Annotated in this window: 17 protein-coding genes; 8 read left to right on the top strand and 9 right to left on the bottom strand. The window is 44.9% G+C overall.

The window, feature by feature from the left end:
• Nucleotide 1: 1 nt before the first annotated feature.
• From AC07NA_RS13325 to AC07NA_RS13305, 5 genes are all read right to left on the bottom strand, one after another.
• Nucleotides 2–1120, bottom strand: a complete 1119-nt coding sequence (locus AC07NA_RS13325) for a toxic anion resistance protein (RefSeq protein WP_494898047.1) — start codon at nt 1118–1120, stop codon at nt 2–4.
• Nucleotides 1121–1187: 67 nt separating this feature from the next.
• Nucleotides 1188–1799 carry a TerD family protein gene (locus AC07NA_RS13320; protein WP_345211564.1) on the bottom strand — a complete coding sequence of 204 codons (612 nt, stop codon included), beginning with the start codon at nt 1797–1799 and terminating at the stop codon, nt 1188–1190.
• A 3-nt stretch (nt 1800–1802) separates the two neighbouring features.
• Nucleotides 1803–2357, bottom strand: a complete 555-nt coding sequence (locus tag AC07NA_RS13315; protein ID WP_494898046.1) for a TerD family protein — start codon at nt 2355–2357, stop codon at nt 1803–1805.
• Between the two features lies 1 nt (nt 2358).
• The gene (locus AC07NA_RS13310; protein ID WP_494898045.1) at nt 2359–3192 is read right to left on the bottom strand and encodes a phosphoribosyltransferase family protein; all 834 of its coding nucleotides are present in this window, start codon (nt 3190–3192) and stop codon (nt 2359–2361) included.
• Nucleotides 3167–3883 carry an HAD family hydrolase gene (locus AC07NA_RS13305; protein ID WP_494898043.1) on the bottom strand — a complete coding sequence of 239 codons (717 nt, stop codon included), beginning with the start codon at nt 3881–3883 and terminating at the stop codon, nt 3167–3169. The genes AC07NA_RS13310 and AC07NA_RS13305 overlap by 26 nt, the downstream gene beginning before the upstream one ends.
• 479 nt (nt 3884–4362) lie before the next feature.
• Here AC07NA_RS13305 and susR point away from each other — a divergent pair, with 479 nt between their 5' ends.
• The 7 genes from susR (at nt 4363) to AC07NA_RS13270 (ending at nt 18538) form a co-directional block, all read left to right on the top strand.
• Entirely contained in the window at nt 4363–6000 is a 1638-nt protein-coding gene (susR, locus tag AC07NA_RS13300; protein WP_494898042.1) for a SusR family glycan utilization regulator, read from the top strand.
• A 328-nt stretch (nt 6001–6328) separates the two neighbouring features.
• Complete coding sequence (locus tag AC07NA_RS13295; RefSeq protein ID WP_494898041.1) at nt 6329–8197, top strand: glycoside hydrolase family 13 protein; 1869 nt, start codon at nt 6329–6331, stop codon at nt 8195–8197.
• A gap of 164 nt (nt 8198–8361) precedes the next feature.
• Nucleotides 8362–11382 (top strand): SusC/RagA family TonB-linked outer membrane protein, encoded by a 3021-nt coding sequence (locus AC07NA_RS13290; protein ID WP_494898040.1) that lies wholly within the window; start codon nt 8362–8364, stop codon nt 11380–11382.
• Nucleotides 11383–11402: 20 nt separating this feature from the next.
• Nucleotides 11403–13037: a RagB/SusD family nutrient uptake outer membrane protein gene (locus AC07NA_RS13285; RefSeq protein ID WP_494898039.1), complete on the top strand. Its 1635-nt coding sequence runs from the start codon at nt 11403–11405 to the stop codon at nt 13035–13037.
• A 24-nt stretch (nt 13038–13061) separates the two neighbouring features.
• Nucleotides 13062–14102, top strand: coding sequence for a SusE domain-containing protein (locus AC07NA_RS13280; protein WP_494898038.1), 1041 nt, complete (start codon nt 13062–13064; stop codon nt 14100–14102).
• A gap of 65 nt (nt 14103–14167) precedes the next feature.
• A complete protein-coding gene (locus tag AC07NA_RS13275; protein ID WP_494898037.1) occupies nt 14168–16630 on the top strand; it encodes a glycoside hydrolase family 31 protein in 2463 nt (820 codons plus the stop codon).
• Nucleotides 16631–16642: 12 nt separating this feature from the next.
• Nucleotides 16643–18538: an alpha-amylase family glycosyl hydrolase gene (locus AC07NA_RS13270; RefSeq protein WP_494898036.1), complete on the top strand. Its 1896-nt coding sequence runs from the start codon at nt 16643–16645 to the stop codon at nt 18536–18538.
• A 313-nt stretch (nt 18539–18851) separates the two neighbouring features.
• On the opposite strand, the gene AC07NA_RS13265 is transcribed toward AC07NA_RS13270, so the two are convergent.
• The 4 genes from AC07NA_RS13265 to AC07NA_RS13250 form a co-directional block, all read right to left on the bottom strand.
• Nucleotides 18852–19289, bottom strand: coding sequence for a tail fiber domain-containing protein (locus AC07NA_RS13265; protein WP_494898035.1), 438 nt, complete (start codon nt 19287–19289; stop codon nt 18852–18854).
• A 73-nt stretch (nt 19290–19362) separates the two neighbouring features.
• Nucleotides 19363–19680: a hypothetical protein gene (locus AC07NA_RS13260; protein WP_494898034.1), complete on the bottom strand. Its 318-nt coding sequence runs from the start codon at nt 19678–19680 to the stop codon at nt 19363–19365.
• 450 nt (nt 19681–20130) lie between these two features.
• Complete coding sequence (locus AC07NA_RS13255; RefSeq protein WP_494898033.1) at nt 20131–21693, bottom strand: MFS transporter; 1563 nt, start codon at nt 21691–21693, stop codon at nt 20131–20133.
• 269 nt (nt 21694–21962) lie between these two features.
• A complete protein-coding gene (locus AC07NA_RS13250) occupies nt 21963–22646 on the bottom strand; it encodes an HAD family hydrolase (protein WP_494898032.1) in 684 nt (227 codons plus the stop codon).
• Between the two features lie 135 nt (nt 22647–22781).
• Here AC07NA_RS13250 and AC07NA_RS13245 point away from each other — a divergent pair, with 135 nt between their 5' ends.
• Nucleotides 22782–24116, top strand: a complete 1335-nt coding sequence (locus tag AC07NA_RS13245) for a sigma-54-dependent transcriptional regulator (protein WP_494898158.1) — start codon at nt 22782–22784, stop codon at nt 24114–24116.
• The last annotated feature ends 108 nt before the right edge of the window (nt 24117–24224 follow it).

The following is a 24224-nucleotide window of genomic DNA, read 5'->3' as shown; positions in this document are numbered from 1 at the left end:
ATCAGCTAACGTTTGTTACGTTCTTCCTCAGTTCAGTTTCAAGGGTTTGCAGTTCGGTATTCAGCACTTTGCGGTTTTGCGTGCCTTGTTCGTGTATCTGCTTCACCTCGTTCAGTGTTTCAATGAGGGATTGCGTTGTGCGCTTAAGCGTATCCAAAGATACTACCGTTTTTTCATTTTCCCTCGCTACATCAATACTGTTTTGTTTCAGCATATCCGCGTTTTTCTGCAAAATGGTGTTGGTAGTGTCTGATATTTTCTTCTGCATTTCCACATTGGCCTTTTGCCTTTGCAGTGCTACAGCTATGGTAAGCTGGTTTTTCCAAACCGGTATAGTGGTTGATACTATCGACTGCGCTTTTTCGGCAATGGAAGTATTGTTGTTTTGCACCACACGTATTTGCGCCAGCGATTGCATCATAATAAAACGGACGATCTTCATATCGGCCAAACGCTTATCCAAACGACCGCAGAACTCGCGCAAATCGGCAATTTCATAATCGTTATAGGCTGATGGATTAGCTTCCATTTCTGCCAGCTTTTCCATCAGTTCCTTGTACTTGATCTGGCCCGATATAATAAGGTCTTCCATCTGTTTGATGTACTCCACATTGCTGTCAAACATGGTTTGCAGCGAGCTGTTATCCTTAATAGCGTTCAAACGGCCGGTCTTTACCTTATTGGTGATCTTATCCACATTGGTAATTACCAGGTCGTACTTTTGAAACAACTTTTTGGCATCGAACACCAGTTTTTTCAGGAACGGTATTTTAGACAGGAACGATGTTACACCGCTTTTTTCAAGCTCATCAACATCAATATAGTTGAGTTCGGTAAGCAGGTCGTTAATTAAAGTGCCTACTTCGCCCGAGTTATAGGTACGTACCGATGCCAGGAACTGGTTACTGTACTTCTCCATTGATGCCTGCACCTCGGTGCCGTAGTTCAATATAGAGTTGGCATCAGCCGGACTAAGATCTTTACTTAATTGCGAATATTTGCTGATATCGGCCGGGCTTGCCAGCGTTAAATCAACATTACCTTCTTTATCAATCAATTTAACAGGAGCCGATGATGGCGCGGGTACGCTTTGCTCAGGGCTGTTCAGGTTTGGTTCCATATTGTAGTGTTTAATATTTTAAGCCTTTATCATTTATGGTTTAGATTGATAAAGGCTTAAATAGTTACTATAAATACTTTTGGGTTACGGTTTGTACCGTTTCCTGTAGCTTTCTGTCTTTGGTTGGTTCGCCAATGGCATTAAATTTCCACTCGCCGTTGCGTTTGTAAAATACGCCCAGTACCATTGATACGTGGCCCGCGAAACCACCGCCGCTAATGTTGTATTTAGCAAACTCTTCGGTCACCCTTTTTGGTGTGCCTTCATACACACGAATAGAAGCAAACGGAATGCTGCCGAAATCTTGCCCGCGGAAACTGTTCAGTACAAATGCCACATAGGTAACGTTAGCGCCCAGGCCACCAAGGTCAACCGAGATAACTTCATTATCCAGTCCGTCATCTCCGCCCATATCACCTGTTAAATCATCGCCGCTATGTTTTACAGCGCCGTTCTTTGATTTAAGGTTGCCGAAGTATACTACCTCTATCAGTTGCTTTTGATCGTCGTAAATGGCGCAGCTGGCATCAAGGTCAACCGCTTCTTTACTGCTGCCAAAACCGAAGAGGCCTTTTTTTTCTATAGCGCCCCAGTTAATACCTACGCATATATTTTGCAGTTTGCTGCCGTTGCTTTTTTCGAGGCTGATGCGTTGCCCTTTTTCAAGATTGATTGCCATGTGTTAATTATATTTATTTAAATAATCTTGCAGGCCGCCTTTCATACCCGCGCCAACCGCCTCAAACTTCCACTCGTTATTACGTTTGTAAATACGGCCAAACTCAACCGCTGTTTCAATAGAAAAATCTTCCTCCAGCTCGTATTTCAAAATATCAACATTGGTTACACTATCAAAAATACGGATGAACGAGTTACGCACCTGGCCAAAGTTTTGGCGGCGGTTATCAGCATCGTGTATGGTTACCACAATACAGATCTCTGATGCCTGTGCCGCAATTTTCGACAGATCAACCTTGATTTGCTCGTCATCGCCATCGCCATCGCCGGTAAGGTTATCGCCCGTATGTTCCACCGCCTCATCCGGCGATTTAAGGTTGTTATAAAAAACGAAGTGCTCGTCGCTCAATAATTTTTTGTTTTCGCCTAAGATAAAGATGGATGCATCCAAATCAAAGCTGGTACCTGTTGATGAACTGTTGGTATCCCAACCTAAGCCTACTGTAAATTTGGGCGCGTTAATAGCTTCGCGCTGTCCTTTTTGCAAATTAATTGCCATTTTATACTAAGTTTTTGTTGTATGTAAATAATAGGTTGCGTATATGGTTTAGGTTTGGCTGGTAACACTCCATGGTATGGTAGCCGTTACCCAGGGCCATATCATATAAATTGTTAATAAACTCATCGGTTTGGCCTTGTAAAAATATGCAAAAGCTATCGTGCTTATAGTTAAGTATAAACTTTACTATACGCGTATTAATGCAAAACCTGCCGCTTTTAATTATGGTATCCAAATCAAAAATAGTTTCAACACTGTAATAGTTCAAAAAGTTTTCAATTTTGGGGTGAATGCTGCCACTCACCAGCTCGGCAAAGTAGAGCATATATATTTCATTTTGCAAATTATATTCGCCCACCATCTTCATGATCATGCGCTCGTGGCTGCCGGTTATTTTAATATCATCTAAAAAAACCAAGGTTTTGTTAGTCAAAAAGGCCTTGTCGATATGAAACGAATCGTTACCTATCAGGCGCAGGCGCTCTTCGGCATTCAGTTCGCCGTAATCTTCTTTATAGGTAATGGTGCGGTGTACCTTGGTTTCCTGTACTACGGGTTGGCCATGCGCGGCCAGCCAGCGGTTGAGCCGGGCTACAAAATGGTTCTTTAAGGTAAAGGTAGCCGTAGGGATGAATGAGTAAGGGCTTGATATCACCACTATTTGTTGGTTAATATCGCCACGAACTAAATGCTGCGCGATAAAGCCATCGGCCAACGCGGTACCATAGTTATAGGCCACGGCATCATCACCATATTTAAAACGGCTGTAATCTCCCGGACTAAAGCCGAAGTTATCGGCATTGCTTATTTTATGTAGTGAGTATGTTGTTGGCATGTTTGATAAGGTTTTTGATAGATACATTGTTTGAATTTACCAGCATACTTTTAATGCCGGCCGCGGTTGCCCCCTGTACGTCGGCCACCGGGTTATCGCCTATATGTATAATACTTTCGTAATTTACCGCGCCGTGCAATTGCTGCACGTGCTCCAGCATCAGCCCGAAGAATGCTGCCGAGGGCTTGGACATACGGGTTTCGTCAGAGTACAACTGAAAGTCGAAATATTGCGCAAGGCCGATCTCCGCAAGTACTTTACGCAGGCTCTTTCCGCTGATAAAACCGGTATTGCTTAGTATGTTGATGGTTGCCGGGGTATTGTTTTTAAGGTGTGCTAAAACTTCAATGGTTTCGGCGGAATACACTAATGGCAGATTAGCAAAAAGCATACGTTCCATTTCTGTCATGAGCGCGGGCATATCAATGTCGCCTATGGCAATGTCGCCGTCATTCATCAGGCTGATCACCATCAGGTACATTTCATCGGCATCGATGTTCTTTCCGGTTTTTTCGTTAATGGCGTTCACCATCAGGTCGACCTGCCTGAAAATGCGGGCGACTTCCTCCAGCGGCTTATTTTTATAATTAAAGTTATGCTGAAAGAAAGCCGTTCGTGCAGGCTTAAACGCCGGGTTAGAGCGAATGAGCGTGAGCCAAAGGTCGAAGGAATAGTGTTGATATTCAGGCATGGGTCAATTTTATTAAATGCGCTTTTTAGTAAAAACTATATGCTTATCACCTTCAAAAACCCGAAAATTAAAGCATTAAAGAACTATTTAATTTTGTTAATGTAAAGGATATTTTTCACTACCCGAAATTTAGACTTCAAAATATCAAATTGGTTACAATAATTTTAAACAGGGGTAATTTGACTCACCCTGTCTACGCTTCGCTGGACTTCCCTCTCTGCTGCGCAAAGAGGGCTAAAAGAAAAAACATCTCGTAAATCAAATCTTAACCCTCTTTCAACAAAGTGGAGAGAGGGTCGCCCAGCGAAGCGTCGGCGGGGTGAGTTATCCTGAACAGATCAATTTACCGTATACAATACGTTAACCACAGGTAAAAAATGCCTTACAGTTAAACTTCTTTGTTATAATTACCGTTGGAGTAAGGCAAGGCATGGGCAAATGCCGATATTTATTATTTAATTTGCAGCGTTAACCAATCTATGAGATCTATTCCTCTCCTGCTTCTGCTGTTATTATTCGGCACTGTTCGGGCTTCTTCAAAAAGCGACGAACTGCTGGACAAACTCAACACCGAATTAAGCCGAAAGAGTGAATACGACGCGCAAAAAGAGGCCCGCATAGCCAGTTTAAAAATGGCATTGCACCGTTCGCCGGGCAGCCTCACGCACCAGTTTGACCTTTGTAGTAAATTGTACGACGAATACAAAGCCTATCAATATGATTCGGCCTACGTATATGCCAATAAGCTCTCCAAATTAAGCCTGGGCTTAAAAGATATCAGCAAGGAGTATTACAGCAGGGTAAAGGTTGGTTTTATACTGCTGTCGTCGGGAATGTTCAAGGAAACTTTCGACAGTTTGAAAGGCATAAATACCGCCTTGCTTGATGATAGCATTAAGCTGGAATACTACGCCCTGATGATGCGCGCCAACTTCGACCTGGCCAATTATGATAACGACAACCAGTACTCACCTATTTACATAGCGCAGGCTAATAAATACATCGATTCGGCCATTGCCATTAGTGCCCCCGGCTCGTACAATAACCTGTACCTCAACGGTTACAAAAAAATAAAGAACAACAATCCCAAAGGGGCCACGGCCGATTTTCAGAAACTGCTGAATAATTACAAGCTCACCACCCACCAAAACGCTATAGTAAGTTCAACTTTAGGCAATATTTACCTGAAGGATAAGCAGCTGCGCGATAAGGGTATTGAGTTGCTGATACAAGCCGTTATCAGCGATATACAATCGTCAACCAAAGAAACCCTGGCTATATTTTGGCTGGCCGAGATCTATTACAAAAACGGCGATATCAAAAACGCCTACAACTACATACAGCAGGCTATGGCCGATGCCGACTTTTACGGTGCCCGCCAGCGCCGCGTACAGATCAGTTCGATACTGCCCATGGTGGCTGCCGAAAAGCTGAACTATATTGAAAAAGAGAAAACCCGTTTCCTTATTTTCCTGGTGTCGCTGATTGTATTGGTGTTGCTGGTTATTGTAATATCGGTAATGCTGTTTAAGCAATTGAAAAACCTGAAGGCTAAGGAGAAGATCATTGAGGAAACCAATGCCGAACTGGAGATTATCAATAACAAACTGGTTGAGGATACCCATATTAAGGAAGAGTACATAGGCTATTTCTTTAACGTGATATCGGGCTATATCCTTAAACTCGAAAAGCTAAAGCGATCGGTAGATACCAAGCTGGCTCAAAAGCGTTACGACCATATCCAGTTGATAGTTGATAACATTCAGATCAAAAAAGAACGCGACGCGCTGTTCCATACCTTCGATCATATCTTCATTAAGATATTCCCCAACTTTGTGGTATCCTTTAACAACCTGTTTAAAAAGGAAGACCAAATATGGCCTAAGAACGACGAGGTGCTCACTACCGATCTGCGTATCTTCGCGCTTATCCGTTTAGGTGTTACCGATACCGAAACCATCTCCAAGATCCTCGAATATTCTGAGAAAACCATTTACGTTTACAAGATGCGCCTCAAGGCAAAATCCCTCTTCCCTGCCGAAGAATTCGACCAGCGCATAATGGATATCAAAGCCGTTGATATTGTAAGCAAGCGCAAAGCCGCCGTTAACCAATAATTACCCTGCCCATTCACCTGCTTTTTAAGCCTTTAAAGCAGATAAAAATCAATATTAAGCTTAAAAAAAGCCTTAATTCTTTTAAATTTTTCCGCAGCACTCATTTTGTATTAATCTAAAAATCAAACACTTGATTTTTATAAACGCAATATTTCTTTAAATTTTAACTAAACAAATAGCAAATAGCTTGCAGCCTTGCGAGATTTGTGTTAGTCAATTAAATGAATGAAATGCATATAACTTTTACAGCCCGTGTTTCGTTAAAATTTTTGACGAATAGTTAAAACCAATTAGCCAAGTTTTTCAAAACCTTCTTTTTATAAACTATATGTATAAAAATATTTATACTAAAAAATTCGTATTCTTTGTACTTACGGCTTTGCTGAGCTTTGATGTTTTTTACGCCAAGGCCATCGCTGTAACAGAGGTTGCCCCCGCTTACTGGTGGGTAGGCATGAAGAACCACGAGCTTCAGTTAATGGTGCATGGTTACAACATTGGCAAATCAAAACCGACCATCGCTTATCCGGGAGTTACCGTAAAGGAGGTTGCCCGTACCGATAACCCCAACTATCTTTTCATTTACGTCAACATTGCCGCTAATACTAAGCCGGGCAAATTCAACATAAAATTCGCAGAGGGTGCCGATGTTAAAAATTTCAGCTATGAGCTAAAGGCCCGTACCGATAAAAGCGGCGCTTTAGGCTTTAACACTTCAGATGTATTGTACCTGTTAACCCCTGATCGTTTCGCTAATGGTAACGCGGCTAACGATAACTGGGATGGTGTGAACATTGACCGCAACAACCCCGATCTGCGCCATGGCGGCGATTTGGAAGGTGTGGCTAAACACCTCGATTACATCAAAGACCTCGGCGTTACTACCGTATGGTTTAATCCTGTACAGGAAAACAAGATGCCCAATGGCTCGTACCACGGCTACGCCATTACCGATTTTTATAAGATAGATCAACGCTACGGCAGCAACGAGGCCTTCCGCGACCTTACCAAAACGATGCACAACAAGGGCATGAAAGTGGTGATGGACATGATATTTAACCATTGCGGTTTGGCCCACCCATGGATGACCGACAAACCGGCTGCCGACTGGATCAATAACCCCACAAAATATGCGCAAACCAACCACGCCAAACTAACCGCGATGGATCCGCATGCGGCCAAGAAAGAGGCCGATGTATTGCTGAACGGCTGGTTTGTGCCTGATATGCCCGATTTGAACCAACGCAACAGGCATTTGGCTACTTACCTCATTCAAAACAGCATCTGGTGGATAGAATATGCCCGTATAGACGGCATCCGTCAGGATACTTATCCTTACCCTGATTACGCTTTTATGGCACGCTGGTGCAAAGAGGTACAAGCCGAGTATCCTAACTTCAATATAGTAGGCGAATCGTGGTATGGCAAAAGTAGCGAAACAGCCTGGTGGCAGCGCAATTCGGTATTGAACAAAACCAATACCCAGCTGAAAACTGTGATGGATTTCCCGCTGACATTTACTGCCGACAAAGGTTTTAACAAAGAGAATAACGAGAACGGCGGCGAGTCGTCAGGCCTGTACCAGATCTTCGAAGTACTGGCGCAGGATTACCTGTATGCCGATCCTAAAAACATCTTGACATTTTTAGATAACCATGATCTCGGTCGCTTTAATCGTGTGGAGGACAAAGATCTTGATCGCTACAAACAAGCTTTCGCCTTTTTACTAACCACACGCGGTATCCCGCAAATTTATTACGGTACCGAAATTTTAATGACCGGCACCAAAAACGAAGGCGACGGGCAGATCCGCAAGGATTTTCCGGGCGGATGGGAAGGCGATAAGAAAGATGCCTTTACTGCCGCAGGCCGTACCGATATGCAGAACGAAGCATTCAATTACCTGCAAAAACTGCTGCAATGGCGTAAAACCAGCGCCCCGGTTATTGATGGCAAGCTGATACACTACGCGCCCGATAACTCGAACGTGTATGTATATGCCCGCATAAAAGATGGTAAAACCGTACTGGTAATGCTCAACGGATCAGGCAAAGACCAAACGCTGGATATGGACCGCTTTACTGATGTTACCGGCAAGCACACCGACGGCAAGGATGTAATTACCGGCAAGCAAATAAGCATTGCCAAAACGGTAACAGTACCGGCCCGCAACCAATACATATTAGAACTTAATTAACTCATTAATATGGATAAATATCTACTCATTATTCGCTACCCAAGCTAAATAAGAAGCAAGGCCACGTAACGTGTTACCCGGCCGAACACACACACCAAAGTTTATTAACCAATACCAATTAAAGAAAAGGCTTCTCCCCCCAGAAGCGACAAATTTTAAATTATATGAGAAAACATTATTTAAAAAATTATGTGCTCTTGTTTGCCATGCTGCTTGTATCAGGCTTCGCATTCGCGCAAACAGGCAGTATTAGCGGTACCGTGCTTGATACTAAAAGGGAAACCCTGCCGGGCGTAACCGTAAGTGTTGACGGCACTACCCTGGGCACCGCTACCGATGTGAACGGCGCGTTTAAAATAAACGGCGTTGCCGCCGGCGCGCATACGCTTACCGTTAAGTACATCGGTTATGTTACCCTGCAAAAAGCAGTAACAGTAGCATCGGGCCAAAACGCGGTAGTTGAAATTCAAATGTCGGCCCAAACCCAGTCACTTAACGAGGTGGTGGTTATAGGTTACGGTACCGCTACCCGTAAAGACGTTACCGGTTCGGTAGCTACGGTAAGCAGCAAAGATTTTCAAAAAGGATCGGTTACTACTCCCGAGCAATTAATTGCCGGTAAGGTAGCCGGTGTGGCCATTACCTCAAACGGCGGGCAGCCGGGCGCGGGCAGCCAGATCAGGATTCGCGGTGGTGCTTCACTTAGCGCTACTAACGATCCGCTGATCATTGTTGACGGGGTATCTTTAAGCAACAACGGTATTTCAGGTTCTCCAAACCCGTTGAGCTTGATCAACCCTAACGATATCGAAACCTTTACCGTACTTAAGGATGCATCGGCAACCGCCATTTACGGTTCAAGGGCATCAAACGGTGTAATTTTGATCACTACTAAAAAAGGACAAAGCGGCGCGCCGAAGATCAACTTCAGCAGCAACATATCTGCCGCTAAGGTTGCCAAAACCATCGATGTGTTTTCCGCAAGCGAATACCGCGATTATATTGCCGCTAACGGCACTGCCGAACAGGTAGCCAAACTTGGCGACGCAAGTACCGACTGGCAAAAACAAATTTATCAAACAGCCATTGCTACTGATAATAACTTAAGCGTATCGGGCACTTACAAAAATTTGCCGTACCGTGTTTCAGTTGGTTATTTAAACCAGGACGGTATCCTGAAAACGGATAACCTTGAGCGTACATCAGGATCGATCAACCTGAACCCTAAGTTTTTTGATAACCATTTAAAGGTTAACTTTAATATAAAGGGCGCTATCAGCAAAAGCCGTTTTGCAAACCAGGGCGCAATTGGCGCTGCGGTTAGCATGAACCCAACTTACCCTGTAATGTCGGGCAATGATGCTTTCGGCGGTTATTACGAAACCACTACAAGCGGCAAGCTTGAAAACCTGGCACCACGTAACCCTGTTGCCTTGCTAAATCAGAAATTTGATAACAGTACTGTAAAGAGAAGTATAGGTAACGCGCAGTTTGATTACTCGTTCCACTTTTTACCTGAATTACACGCTAACCTGAATTTAGGTTACGATTATTCATCAGGTGAAGGTACCATCGTAGTACCTGATTACGCCGCGCAAAGCTTTGAGCGTTTTAAAGATGCAGGCAATGTTTTACACAGCGGTGTTAACAATCAATACAGCCAAAAACAACAAAACCGTTTAGGTGAGTTTTACCTGAGCTATAACAAAGACGTAAAATCGATAGAAAGCCGCTTTGATGTGGTTGCGGGTTATGCTTACCAGATCTTCAGGAATGAAGACGCACCTAACGGCAGCCAAAGCTATGGTTTCCCCGATCAAACATCTGACGGTACAGTGGTGCAAACCAGGTTATACCCTGATAACGTATTTCAAAACGTGCTGATATCATACTACGGCCGTTTAAATTACACCTATAAAGGTCGCTACATACTTACAGGAACTTTACGTACCGATGGTTCATCAAGATTTAAGCCGGAGAACAGGTGGTCGGTATTCCCGTCAGCTGCATTGGCCTGGAACGTGAAAGAAGAATCATTTATTAAGGATGCCGATGTAGTATCGTCATTAAAATTCAGAGGTGGTTATGGTGTAACAGGTCAGCAGGAAGGTATCGGACTGTACGATTACAGATCGTTCTATAACCTGAGCACCAACACCGCGCAATACCAAATGGGCGATAACTATTATAACATGTACCGCCCGGGTGGTTACTATGATAACCGTAAATGGGAATCAACCGCTACCACCAACATCGCTATCGATTATGGTTTCCTGAATGAAAGATTAACAGGTACCATTGAGTTTTACTACAAGAAAACAAAAGACCTGCTAAGCCTGGTGAACCAGCCAGCCGGTACCAACTTCTCTAACCAGATTGTTGCCAACATTGGTAATATGGAAAACAAAGGGGTTGAGTTTTCGGTAAATGCCATCCCGGTAAAAACAAAAGACCTTACCTGGAATGTATCGGCCAACATCACTTACAATACCAATAAAATTACCAACCTGAGCATAGCGCCCGATCCTACTTTTCAGGGTAACCGCAGCTACACTATCTCAGGCGGTACAGGTAATACCATCCTGATCAATTCTGAAGGTTACCAAAGAAACTCGTTCTATGTATACCAACAGGTTTACGACGCGCAAGGCAAACCGCTTGATAACGTATTTGTAGACCGCAACAGCGATGGTATCATCAACGAAAAAGATCTGTACCGTTACAAAGGTATCGACCCTAAAGCATTCTTCGGTTTCAGTACCTCTGTTAGCTACAAAAACTGGAGCGCTGGTACTGTGTTAAGAGGCAGTTTGGGTAATTACGTATACAACAACGTATTTTCGAGCACCGGTACACAACGTAACATTTTTAACCCTATCGGTTACCTGAACAATGCTTCAACCAATGTGCTTGAAACAGGTTTCAGCGGTAGCGGCAACAACTATTTCCTGTCTGATTATTATGTTCAAAACGCTTCGTTCCTGCGTATGGATAACGTTAACCTGGGTTACAACTTTGGTAAACTGTTTAAATCAAGAGGCAACCTGCGTGTTAGCGCTAATGTGCAAAACGTATTTACTATTACTAAATACAAAGGCTTAGACCCGGAAGTGAGCAGCGGTGTTGATAATAACTTCTATCCTCGCCCAAGAACGTTTGTATTAGGTTTAAATCTTGATTTGTAAACCAATTAAAGAGATCAACAATGAAAAAGAATATAATAAAACTATTGATAATAGCTGGTTTAACAGGTACGCTGGCATCATGTACCAAAGACCTTAACCAGTCGCCAAAAAATGATATCACTGCCGACCAGGTGTACAGCACCCCACTGGGTTATACACAGGCCATGGCAAAAGTATATGGTAGTTTAGCACTATCAGGTAACGAAGGCCCGGCAGGTAATAATGATTTACAGGGTGTGCCCGATGAGGGAAACTACGCCGGTTACCTGCGTACTGCATGGTACCTGCAAGAGTTACCTACCGACGAAGCCATGATTGCCTGGGGCGACCCCGGTTTACAGGATTTCAAGAACATGAACTGGTCGAGCGATAACCCGGCCATTGTGGGTCAGTATTACAGGTTGATGTATGAGGTAACGTTGGTGAACGATTTCCTGAGACAATCAACCGATGATAAACTGAGTTCAAGAGGAATTACTGGTACCGATGCCGATAGGATCCGTCAGTATCGTTCTGAAGCCCGTTTTTTACGCGCCTTTGCTTACTGGGGTTTAATGGACCTTTACGGCAACCCACCGTTTGTTACCGAAGCTGATGCTTTGGGTTCGGTATTGCCGAAACAAATTAAACGCGCCGATCTGTTCAAATACATTGAAACAGAACTTACAGAAATTCAAGGCACACTGGTTGACGCGCGCCAAAACGAATATGGCCGTGCCGATAAAGCTGCTGCCTGGGCGCTGCTGGCACGTATGTACCTAAACGCGAAAGTTTACACCGGTACTGATAGAAGCGCCGATGCGATGACCAATGCGTCGAAAGTAATTGCGGCTGGCTATGCCTTGAACAGTAACTACAGGGAGCTGTTACTTGCCGATAACGATCAGAATAACAATGAAGCAATTTTCACCATTAATTACGATGGTTTATTAACCAAAGGCTTTGGTGGCATGACCTTCATGACCCATGCTTCATTAGGCGACCCTATGCCGGGAGCACAAACTTTGGGTGTTGATGGTAAATGGGGTGGTATCCGTACATCTAAAGATCTTACCGACCTTTTTCCTGATGATGGCAAAACTGATTATGCCAGCTATCCTAAAAACTTTACCAATAATACAAGTGCTGTTGACAAACGTGCTCAATTTTGGTTCAACGGATTTAACCCTACGGTGCCTTCATTAACCACCTTTACCGATGGTGTGGGCGTACTTAAATTCAGAAACCTTAAAAAGAACGATGCCGTTGGTAAAGATTTCGGTCATTCTGATGCCGATTTCCCGGTATTCCGTTTAGCCGAAATGTATTTGATTTATGCCGAAGCCGCGGTGAGGGCAGGCAGCAATACAGGTACAGCCGTAGAATATATTAACAAATTAAGAGAAAGGGCTTATGGCAATACATCAGGTAATATTGTAGCTGGTCAGCTTACCCTCAACTTCATTTTGCAGGAAAGGGCGAGAGAATTATACTGGGAATGCCAGCGCCGTACAGATTTGATCCGGTTCGAAAGCTTTACATCGGCCAATTATTTATGGACCTGGAAAGGCGGTTCAAAAGCAGGCCGTGCTGTTAACGCAACAAGGGCGCTTTACCCTATCCCGTCTGCCGATATTACGGTTAACCCTAACTTAGTTCAAAACCCTGGTTATTAATCAATCATAATATATTACTCATATATGAAAAGGATATTTAACAAAACATTGGCATTTACCTGTGTGGTATTGCTGATATTATCATCTTGCAAAAAGGATGGCACGCCGGTAGTGGCCAGCGCCGGTACTGCATCTAAATTAACTGTTAGCAAAACAGAATTTACCTTAACTGAAGCTACCGCCGATGAAAACGCGACCGCCTTCACCTGGACATCATCAAACTTTGGCTTTAGCGCCGTGGTAAGCTACGAACTGCAATTTGCAGCCAAGGGTACCAACTTTGCCGGTGCCGCAAGTGAAACCATAGCGCCCGACTCGTCAAAAACTTTTACAGTGGGTAACGTTAACGCGCTGGCCATACAGGCAGGTCTTGCACCAGGCAAAACTACCGAAGTTGAGGTAAGGGTTAAAGCATCGTTAAACTCAACATCAGCGCCTGCATACTCAAACGTGGTTGTATTGAAGTTTGCACCATACCGTGCTTTTGTTACCTACCCTTCGCTTTACGTACCGGGTGCTTACCAGGGCTGGAATCCGGGTGCCCCTGCGCCAACACTGGCATCGGTTAAAAACGATAACACTTACGAGGGTTATATTGATTTTGGCACAAGCGCCTCTGAATTTAAAATAAACATTGCCCCGGATTGGAACCATACCAACTATGGTGGTACATCAAACACCCTGAGCACAAGCGGCGGCAACTTATCAGTAGCAACCGGCGGTGTTTATATGTTAAAGGCCGATATTAACGGACTTACCTGGTCGGCAACAAAAATTGATGCTTTCAGCGTTAACGGAACCGCGTCGGGCAATGCCGATAAAGACCTTACTTACAATAGCGCTACCAAAACATGGCGCGCTGTTATGACGCTGGCCGCCGGGACATTCAAATTCCGCGCTAACCATGCCGCTACCGCCGCCACTACACTGGGCGATAAAACACCTGTTACTACTTTCTTAACCGCGGGCGGTACAGATATTGCCATTGACGCGGCCGGCAGCTACGAAATTGTGCTGAGCACAAGCATTGCCGGTAACTACTATTACGAAATTAACAAACAATAACTGACCTGTAAGCCCCGGCCTTGTGCCGGGGTTTTACTATTGTATTTGTTTAAATAAGCAATAACATGATGAGGATAAAATTTAGGGCATTTGGTGCCTTGTGGCTATGCTTTGCCCTTTCAGCAACGGCTTTTGGCCAGGGCAGCCCGGTAAAAAGCATGGGCAATGTTACCAACGCGGTGGTTGATGGCGGGCAGGTAAAGATCACTACGCAAAACGCGCGGGCCGAGGTTACGGTATACACGCCATCGGTAATACGGGTGCGGATTGATAAGCATGAGCTGCCAGCAGATTTTTCGTACGCGGTTATTGCTAAACCACAGCAAACAAAGGCAAACATCACCCAAAACGATAACGAGATCAGCATAGTTACCGATTCGCTGAAGCTTACCATTACTAAAAAGCCCTTCGCGGTTACTTTTTATACCCCTGCCGGCGAGGTGATTAACCAGGATGAAACAGGCCTGGCCACCTCTTGGGTTAACGATGCCGTTACCACTTATAAAAAGATGCAGCCCGATGAACACTTTGTGGGCCTGGGCGAAAAAACCGGTCCGCTGGATAGGAAAGGCGCGGGCTTTACCAACTGGAATAGCGATACCTTTGGCTACCGCGACGGACAGGACCCTATCTATTCAACCATACCATTCTACATAGGGATACACCACAATGTAAGCTATGGTATATTTATGGATAACACCTACCAAAGCGACTTTAACTTTGGCGCCAGCAATAACCGTTTCTCATCGTTCGGCGCGCATGGCGGCGAAATGAACTATTACTTTATTTACCACAAACACCTTGCGGATATCATTACCTCATACACTGCCCTTACCGGCCGTATGCATCTGCCGCCGCTTTGGAGTTTAGGCTATCAGCAAAACCGCTACAGCTATTATCCCGATACAGAAGTTTACCGCATAGCGCAAACCCTGCGCGAAAAAAAGATCCCCGCTGATGGTATTACACTCGACATCCATTACATGGACAAGTACAAGGTATTTACCTGGGATAAACAACGTTTTCCTGATCCGGCTAAAATGACCGGCCGGTTGAAGGAGATGGGTTTTAAAACCACGCTGATCGTGGATCCGGGCGTAAAGGCCGAGCCCGGATACGGCGTTTACGACCGTGGTTTAAAAGATGATATTTTTATAAAATACCAGGACAATACCAACTACACCGGCGAGGTATGGCCGGGCTGGTGCCATTTCCCCGATTTTACTGGCGCTAAAGGCCGTAACTGGTGGGAAACCGAATTGAAGCAGTACGCTGCCGAAGGTGTAAGCGGCATTTGGAACGACATGAACGAGATTGCCACATGGGGGCAGAAAATGCCGGATAACGTCATTTTCGACTTTGAAGGACGAAAAGCCTCACACCTGGAAGCGCGTAATGTGTATGGCCTCAACATGATCAGGGCAAGTTATGAGGGGTATCGCAAAGCGTTAAACAACAAACGCCCGTTTATCCTTACCCGTTCGGGCTATGCAGGTTTGCAACGCTACTCGGCGATATGGACAGGCGATAATCGCGCCGAAGATGACCACATGTTACTGGGCGTACGCCTGCTAAGCAGCCTTGGCTTAAGCGGTGTGGCTTTCAGTGGTATGGATATCGGCGGCTTTACCGGCAATGCCAGTGTAGGTTTGTATACCCGCTGGATCCAGATCGGCGCCTTTAACCCTTACTTCCGTAACCATACGGGCGTAAATACCAAATCGGCCGAGCCATGGGCTTTTGGTGAGGAAGCGCTGGAAATAGCGCGTAACTACATCAACCTGCGTTATAAACTGCTGCCTTATTTGTATTCTACCTTTTACGAGGCTACACAAAACGGGCAGCCGGTGGTACGCTCGTTGGCTATCAATTACACGCACGACCCTAAGATATTCACTTACCAGAACGAGTACCAGTTTGGCAATGCATTTTTAATAGCGCCATTCGCTTCAACTGATGTGTATGGTACGGTGTATCTGCCAAAAGGCAAATGGTACGATCTGTATTCGGATGAGTTGAGCACGGGCAATAAAGAAACCATTATTAAACTGGCGAAGCATAAATTACCGGTATATGTTAAAGAGAGCAGCATTATCCCGATGCAATCGCTCATACAAAACACTACCGAAAAACCAACCGATACGCTTGATGTACACATATACAAAGGCGATGTAAACAACAGCTTTGTGTATTATGAAGACGACGGCGAAAGCTACGATTACGAAAACGGCGCATTCTATAAACGCACTATCAGCTATAACGCAAGCAGCAAAACCGTCACTTTTGGTAAAGCCGAAGGTTCGGTAACTTCCAAATTCAAATATGTGCGGGTACTATTGCACGGTTTTGAAACCAATGCCGCGGTTAAGGCCGATGGTAAACAAGCAGCAGCAAAGGCAAGCTTTGTATCGTTCATCGCACCTATCTCCAGGTTCGACCCGGAAGGTACTGCCAACCCGGTTGAGGGCAGTAATGTAAAGGCATTGGTATTGCCTAATGGCAGCGGCCAGTTCACTATAACCTATTAAGCATCTTAAAACATGAAAAACGCATATAAATTATTGTTATTACTGGTGCTGGCAGGCAATGTTGTTGCCTGTAAAAAAGCAAGCAGCGATGTTAATAAAACACCCGATCCACCGGTAACTTCTGTAGACCTGCCCGCAGGCGCTAAAGACGGGGTTACTTTCATTAACGATGGTAAATCGGCTATATTTAACTTGTACGCGCCCGGCAAAGCCAAGGTATCGGTAATTGGTGATTTTAATAACTGGAGTACCACCGCTACACCGATGAAGAAAACCACCGATGGCAACCGCTGGTGGGTACAGGTTGATAACTTGGATGCCAACACCGAATATGCTTATCAGTACCTTGTTGATGGCGATCTTCGTGTTGCCGACCCATATACCGAAAAAATCCTCGATCCGGATAATGATAAATATATCCCCGGCACGGTATACCCTAACCTGAAGGCTTATCCAACCGGAAAAACCAACAGTATTGTAGGTGTGATGCAGGCCAATCAGCCTGCATATACCTGGAAGGTGAACAACTTCACCCGCCCGGCAAAAAACAACCTCGTGATATACGAACTATTGGTGCGCGATTTTGTGGCCACCCACAGCTACCAAACCGTTATCGACTCGTTAGATTACTTTACCCGTTTGGGTATTAACGCTATTGAACTGATGCCGGTTAATGAGTTTGAAGGCAATGAATCATGGGGATACAACCCATCGTTCTATTTCGCGCCCGATAAATATTATGGCACCAAGAATGATCTGAAAGCCTTTATCGATGCCTGCCACCAAAAAGGCATAGCCGTTATTTTAGATATGGTACTTAACCATTCCTTCGGCTCATCGCCAATGGTGAGGATGTATTTCGATCAATCTTCGAGTAAGCCAACGGCAAGCAGTCCGTGGTTTAACGTTAACCCCACGCACCCTTTTAATGTGGGCTACGATTTTAACCACGAAAGCGCGGCTACCAAATACTTCTCGAAAAATGTGATGGGCTTTTGGCTGAAGGAGTATAAGATAGACGGCTACCGTTTTGACCTTTCGAAAGGCTTCACGCAAAAGAACAATCCGGATAATGTGGATGCATGGTCGGCTTATGATGCCAGTCGTGTAGCGATCTGGAAGGACTACAATGCCTACATTAAGTCGGTAGACCCTAACGCGTATGTCATACTTGAACATTTGGGCAGCAATGAGGAAGAGAAAGAATTGGCCGCCGATGGCATGATGCTTTGGAACAATGTTAACTACGCCTTTAACGAAGCTGATATGGGCTGGATAGGTACATCTGACCTGTCACGACTGGCATTTGGCAACCATACCTTTACCCAGCCCGATGGCCTGGTGAGCTACATGGAAAGCCACGATGAAGAGCGCATCATATTTAAAAGCATTACCTACGGTAACACCGGCGGCTATAACGCAAGGCCATTAGCCACCGCGCTTAAACGTGCCGAAATGAGCACCGCCTTCTTGATGACAGCCCCCGGGCCAAAAATGCTTTTGCAGTTTGGCGAACTGGGTTACGACATCAGCATTGACCAAAACGGTCGCACCGGCAATAAACCTATTTTGTGGAATTACTACAGCGTCCCGGAGCGTAAAGCTTTATATAACGCTTATGCCAAATACATTAAAATGAAACTGAACAACCCCGTTTTTACTACTGCTAACATGAGCTACACCCTTACCGGCGCGGTAAAAGATGTAACGCTTAACGGCAGCGGCATTGATGTGGAGATAGTAGGAAATTATGATGTAACCGCGCAAAGCGCCAGCATAAAATTCGCGAAAGCAGGCACATGGTACGATTACGTAACGGGCGCAACCCTTACCGTACCCGCCACACCGTATACAGTAACCCTCAACCCCGGCGAATACCATATATGGAGTTCGGCGAAGTTGCAATAGGTGATTGTTGGTTTTGGTTAAAGCCTCCGGTAAATGCCGGGGGCTTTTTTGTGGGATTAAATGTTGGGAGATTTTACCGCAGAGGGCGCGGAGGTTTACGCGGAGTTACACAGAGATTTTGAGGGAGTTGTATATTGTCGTTCCCTCTACTGTCATGCTGAGGAACGAAGCATCTAATGAACGCTTGATAAGAAAGTCGCATAATAGATTCTTCACTACGTTCAGAATGACAGCCCGGCCCATTCAACACAAAAAACGCGACCACTATTGCTAATGGCCGCGTAGTTAACTAACTAAACTAAAAACTATTGTATTATCTCGCTTTGTTGAGCTGTTGCAGCTCGCTTCGCAGCTGATCTATCTGGGCTTGCTGCTCTTTGATGGCACTTACCAATAGGGGTACCAGTTTTTCAAGCTCTACCTGGTTTACGGTGAGCGCGCGCTGGTTGCCCTTGCCTGCGGTATACCATTTATTGCTGTTGCTTACCATGCCGGGCAATACCTTTTTAAAGGCATCGGCATTAAAGCCAAATTGCTTACCTGCGGGCAACCCGAGTTGTTTTGAACGGCTTTGGTCGAACTCAAAAGTAAGTGGTTCCAATTGGGTTATATAGCTCAACGAATTGCTGATGGGCTGCTGATTTTTCTTCAGTACATCATCGCTAAGCTGCTGGGCTTTGGCAGTGCCGGCGATAAAAACGGTTGTTAAAAGAACTAAAGCGGTATATTTTATTTTTTGGCTGATTTTCATGACTTGTAATTTTAGTTAAATAGATGGCATCCGGCATTTTAAATGACGGGCGCACAATTAAAAAGTAAACAGATTAACTAAATACAACGTCGGGAGGCGGGGTTGGTACCGCCGGGAAATAGGCTAAATGATCGTGGTTCTCTTCGCCTGCGTATTTAAGCAGTTCGCAATCAATTAAAACCGGGGTCTGGCCGGTGTAACTATAAACCGGTAGAAACTCCTTCGCAGGGCTTTCTTTGGCCTCGTTACGATTGGCTGCCTCGCTTTCTTCATCGTCGGCCGGGCAATCGGTAACACAGGTATCATGGGCGGCAAGCATCATGGCAACGCTTGTTATTGGCTTTTCCATTACCGAAAAAGCGAACAACATAACCAGCAGATATCTTAGCAAACCAAGCCTCATTACAAATGAAATTACTATGCAAACATAGTAATTTTTATATCAACAAATATGATTAGCGCAACAATATTTGACTTTTATTTTTAACAAATGACGATTTTGAATAACATAAAATAATTAAAAGTAATTATTAATGAGATAATTGCGGCTGTATAAAGCTATAGTTTAACAAAACAAAAATGCCATCTCGAAACGCAGTGAGAGATCTTCTTCGCTATACCAGTTTGTTACCTGCATCGTGAAGAAGACTTCTCCTCGTACCTCGTCGAAATGACAAATTTTTAAAATAATGTTAAACACTAATTCCCATTGCGCTCGTTTGCAACGAGCGCTTAACCTGGGCCGGCGATTGCATCGCCACAGGGCATTACAAATGCCCACCCATATTAAGCACTGATCGCAGATCAGCGCAATATTCAGCAATAGTTAAACAAGAATATATTACGCCGGTGTTGGTCCCGGGGTGGCAACTGCGTCATCGTCGGCATGCAGTACAACCGCTTTGTAGCCTCCCTTTGTTTTAAAGTACAGCATCAGCAGTAAATAACTAACCAGCATAATTATTGGGAATAGCGCTACCGTTTTAAGCGCGCCTTTTTTGGCGGTTTCCTGTACGGTGGTCACTGTTTCACGGTCGGTAGGGGCGGCTTGTGCCAGTTTGGTTACGTCAATTGCCTGGTATTTGCCGAACATACTGGTACGCTGGTCGGTAGCGTAAGTACTGTGCAGCGCGGTGTTGTTCTTTTGATCGTAAGTACGGAGGCTGGTATCAATGCTTTTATCCTGCACAAAACCTAAAATTACCGCGCCTATAACGCCTGCGCCAATCATGCCCACACCACCGGCAATGTTAAGCGTAAGCGCCCCGCCTTTAGGAAAACGTTCGGCAACCACACCAAGCATGGTAGGCCAAAAGAAGCTTTTGCCCAAACCAAACACCGTGGCGGCAACTAATATGGTAACGCCGCTTGCCGACGACAACAGGAACAAGCCCAATGCCGCAACAGCCGAACATACAGCCAGCAAACCTAAAGGAGAAATACGGTGGATGATGCTCCCGGCGCTAAAACGCAGTATCACCATAATAGTAGATGTGTAAATGAGCAGCCAGCCACCCTGCAAGCCAATTTTAGCCATCTCTGGACCCATCAGGTCGGAGATCCAACTATCGGTACCCAGTTCGGTAATAGCCAGCGGCAGCATGATCAGCAACATCAGCACAAATAATGGCTGCCCGAAACTGCGCACATACAAACCGAACAAGCCCACAATGGCTAAAGTAACGATGATGTTAACGGTGCTCGTCCAACCGAAAACAGAGCCTATCTGGAAAACGATCAACCCCACAATGATCAGCGCGCCGCCAACACCTACTTCTTTCAGCATATCCAGGTAAGAAACCCCCGCCTTAACGCGCTCGTTAAGCGGGAATTTACGCCCGAACATCAGTATGCCATACAGTATGGCTGGGGCAAGTACCAGCATTATCTTTAATTTCCAGTTGGTTTCGGGGCCCATCAGCAGGGCTATTACGCCACCTAAAATTAAACCGGTAGGCCAGCCCGCATGTAAAAAATTGAGCCATTTGGTTTTCTCTTTCGGGAACATACTGGCAACCGCAGGATTGGTAACGGCTTCAACCGTACCATTACCCAAAGCCATAATGAAAGTACCTACGTACAGCATGGTATAACCATCGGCAAACCAAGTGATCACCGCCGATGAGATGTGGCATACAAAGGCAAATATCATGGAGTTTTTATAGCCAACTTTATCAATTATCAGGCTGAACAGCACAATACTGATAGCGAACGGCCAAAGCCCAACGCCTGCAATTTCGCCTATTTGCGTTTTACTCAAATTAAAAGCCGCGCCCCATTGCGGCAGGGTAAGCGCGCGCAAAATAAAGCCGAACGAGGTGGTTACAATAGCTACAAAGCAGGCCAGAAACAGCATCTTGTTTTGCCCCTGCTCCGCGGGGATTGTTTGGGTAGTTGGTTTCATAGTTTTAGGTTCCTTTTGGATTTAGTTTTTGGTTTTTCAGGTTTATTCAGACAAACTTATAACGCCCGCCCTGGTATTCTTTATAGTAATGCACAAACACAGCTATCGCCTGTTTAACAACCTGTATAAGTGCCTGTATTATTGTATAATTGGTATAAACAACTGCCCGGCGAAACAAATACGCGCCAACAATGCAATCGATTGCATATTTACTACAATTAATTGTCAATTACAAATTGGCAGTGAAAAAAGAAGGGAATGGTAGCATATTACAAATCGGCCAAAACTTCGGTTATGGCCACAAAGCTTTTAAATTTATCGCTTTCAATAGTATGGTCAATCACCTCATGTGCCCAGGTAATGTGGTATGGTATGTGAATAGCATGTCCGCCAATTCGCAGTACAGGCAATACATCTGATTTTAGCGAGTTTCCTATCATCAGCAGTTCTTCGGGTTGTATATCGAGGTGTTTGATCAGCTTCAGGTAGTTGGCATCATCTTTTTCCGACATGATCTCGATATGGTGAAAGTAATGCCCCAGGCCCGATTTGCGGAGTTTCCGTTCCTGGTCTAACAAGTCGCCCTTGGTAGCAACCACCAGGCGGTATTTACCTTTCAGTGAGGTAAGCACTTCTTCCACGCCATCAAGTATCTCAATAGGTTCGTCAAGCAGTAGTTTTCCCAGCTCGATAATGCGCTCAATAACATCAATACTGATGGTTTTGTCAGATACGCGCATGGCCGTTTCAATCATGCTTAGTATAAAACCCTTTACACCGTAACCGTACAGCGGCAGGTTATCCAGCTCTATCTTCAACAATTCGCGCTCAAGCGAATGCTGCTGAAGGTAGTCGCTCATTATTTCATAAAAAGCTTCTTCGGTACGCCTGAAATAAGGTTCGTTCACCCAAAGGGTATCATCGGCATCAAAGGCTATTACTTTTATACTCATAACGTTGCTAAACGGCTTGTTTTAGGCTGCAATTATACTAAACATTTTATACACAAGCTATTTATAAAAGGCGCTTGACAAAGCCATGTTTAATACCCTTATATTTACCGCACTATTTATCGCGCACAAATGCCACTGCAAACTACCGTACTTATTGTTGATGACGAAAAGAAGCTTAACGGCCTGCTCAGCCGCATTATAGGGCTTGAGGGATACAACGTATTGCAGGCCTACACCGGCAAAGAGGCATTGAAAATACTATCACAAGAAGATGCCGATGTAGTGATCAGCGATGTAAAGCTGCCCGACATTAGCGGCGTTGAGCTGGTTAAGCTTATTAAAGAAAAGAAACCTTATGCCGAGGTGATCAACCTTACCGCTTTCGGCAATATACCCGATGGGGTTACGGCCATTAAAAATGGTGCCTTTGATTATATTATTAAGGGTGATGATAACGACAAGATCATCCCGCTGCTAAGCAAGGCTGCCGACAAGGCCAAGCTGCAACGCCGGGTGTATGAACTGGAGAATAAGATAAACCGCCAATACAATTTTGATTCGATACTGGGCACATCCAAAGCGATTAAGGAGGCCATTGACCTTGCCCGTAAGGTGGCCGTAACCGATACCACCGTTTTGCTGCTGGGCGAAACCGGTACCGGGAAAGAGGTTTTCGCGCAGGCTATACATTATGAAAGTCCGCGTAAGCTGAACCCTTTTGTGGCATTGAATTGCAGCGGTTTTAGTCCGGAATTGTTGGAGAGCGAACTGTTCGGTTATAAATCGGGCGCGTTCACCGGCGCGGTAAAGGATAAAAAGGGCTTACTGGAAGAAGCCAGCGGCGGTACGCTATTTTTAGATGAAATTGGCGAAATGAACCTCGACCTGCAAGCCAAGCTGTTACGTGTACTGGAAAACCAAACCTTTATAAAAGTGGGCGATACCCACACCAGCAAGGTAAACGTACGCATTATAGCCGCCACCAATCGCGACCTGCAAAAGGAGGCCGACGAGGGCAAGTTCCGGCTCGATCTGTTTTACCGCTTGTCGGTATTTTCTATCAGCCTGCCATCGCTATCGCAACGCAAAACGGATATTGAACTATTGGCCGGGCATTACCTTAACGAGTTTGCCAAAAAGGTGAACAAACCCCGCTTTAAAACCGACGATCACTTTATCGATCTGCTTAAAAAACATAACTGGAAGGGCAATATCCGTGAACTAAAGAACGTGATAGAGCGTGTAGTGATCATGGCCGATAATAACATCATCTCCGCATCGCTGCTCCCCTACGAGTTTCATACAGAACCAACAAACAGCAATGCCTTCGACCTGCAATCGGTAGAGAAACACCACATACAAAAAGTACTGCACCATACCCGAGGCAACAAAACCGAAACAGCACGACTGCTGGGTATAGGGTTAACTACCTTATACAGAAAGTTGGACGAGTATGGGATTGAAGGGTAATGTTGAAAGTGGAACAAGCCCCCTTTTTTATAATCGGCAATTGCGAACAATTGTCAATTACGAAGCACGAAGCAATCTCTAAACTATACAGCGTCACTCTGTAAGTAG

The organism is Mucilaginibacter sp. GW821-FHT07G05, assembly GCF_059418565.1.
The sequence above is the reverse complement of the archived record's forward strand: the minus strand, read 5'-3'. Positions and strand labels throughout refer to the sequence as shown.

What these genes read in the sequence shown, in the direction of transcription:
- AC07NA_RS13325 (WP_494898047.1), bottom strand. Translation starts at nt 1,120, where the DNA reads ATGGAACCAAACCTGAACAGCCCTGAGCAAAGCGTACCCGCGCCATCA.
- AC07NA_RS13320 (WP_345211564.1), bottom strand. Translation starts at nt 1,799, where the DNA reads ATGGCAATCAATCTTGAAAAAGGGCAACGCATCAGCCTCGAAAAAAGC.
- AC07NA_RS13315 (WP_494898046.1), bottom strand. Translation starts at nt 2,357, where the DNA reads ATGGCAATTAATTTGCAAAAAGGACAGCGCGAAGCTATTAACGCGCCC.
- AC07NA_RS13310 (WP_494898045.1), bottom strand. Translation starts at nt 3,192, where the DNA reads ATGCCAACAACATACTCACTACATAAAATAAGCAATGCCGATAACTTC.
- AC07NA_RS13305 (WP_494898043.1), bottom strand. Translation starts at nt 3,883, where the DNA reads ATGCCTGAATATCAACACTATTCCTTCGACCTTTGGCTCACGCTCATT.
- susR (WP_494898042.1), top strand. Translation starts at nt 4,363, where the DNA reads ATGAGATCTATTCCTCTCCTGCTTCTGCTGTTATTATTCGGCACTGTT.
- AC07NA_RS13295 (WP_494898041.1), top strand. Translation starts at nt 6,329, where the DNA reads ATGTATAAAAATATTTATACTAAAAAATTCGTATTCTTTGTACTTACG.
- AC07NA_RS13290 (WP_494898040.1), top strand. Translation starts at nt 8,362, where the DNA reads ATGAGAAAACATTATTTAAAAAATTATGTGCTCTTGTTTGCCATGCTG.
- AC07NA_RS13285 (WP_494898039.1), top strand. Translation starts at nt 11,403, where the DNA reads ATGAAAAAGAATATAATAAAACTATTGATAATAGCTGGTTTAACAGGT.
- AC07NA_RS13280 (WP_494898038.1), top strand. Translation starts at nt 13,062, where the DNA reads ATGAAAAGGATATTTAACAAAACATTGGCATTTACCTGTGTGGTATTG.
- AC07NA_RS13275 (WP_494898037.1), top strand. Translation starts at nt 14,168, where the DNA reads ATGATGAGGATAAAATTTAGGGCATTTGGTGCCTTGTGGCTATGCTTT.
- AC07NA_RS13270 (WP_494898036.1), top strand. Translation starts at nt 16,643, where the DNA reads ATGAAAAACGCATATAAATTATTGTTATTACTGGTGCTGGCAGGCAAT.
- AC07NA_RS13265 (WP_494898035.1), bottom strand. Translation starts at nt 19,289, where the DNA reads ATGAAAATCAGCCAAAAAATAAAATATACCGCTTTAGTTCTTTTAACA.
- AC07NA_RS13255 (WP_494898033.1), bottom strand. Translation starts at nt 21,693, where the DNA reads ATGAAACCAACTACCCAAACAATCCCCGCGGAGCAGGGGCAAAACAAG.
- AC07NA_RS13250 (WP_494898032.1), bottom strand. Translation starts at nt 22,646, where the DNA reads ATGAGTATAAAAGTAATAGCCTTTGATGCCGATGATACCCTTTGGGTG.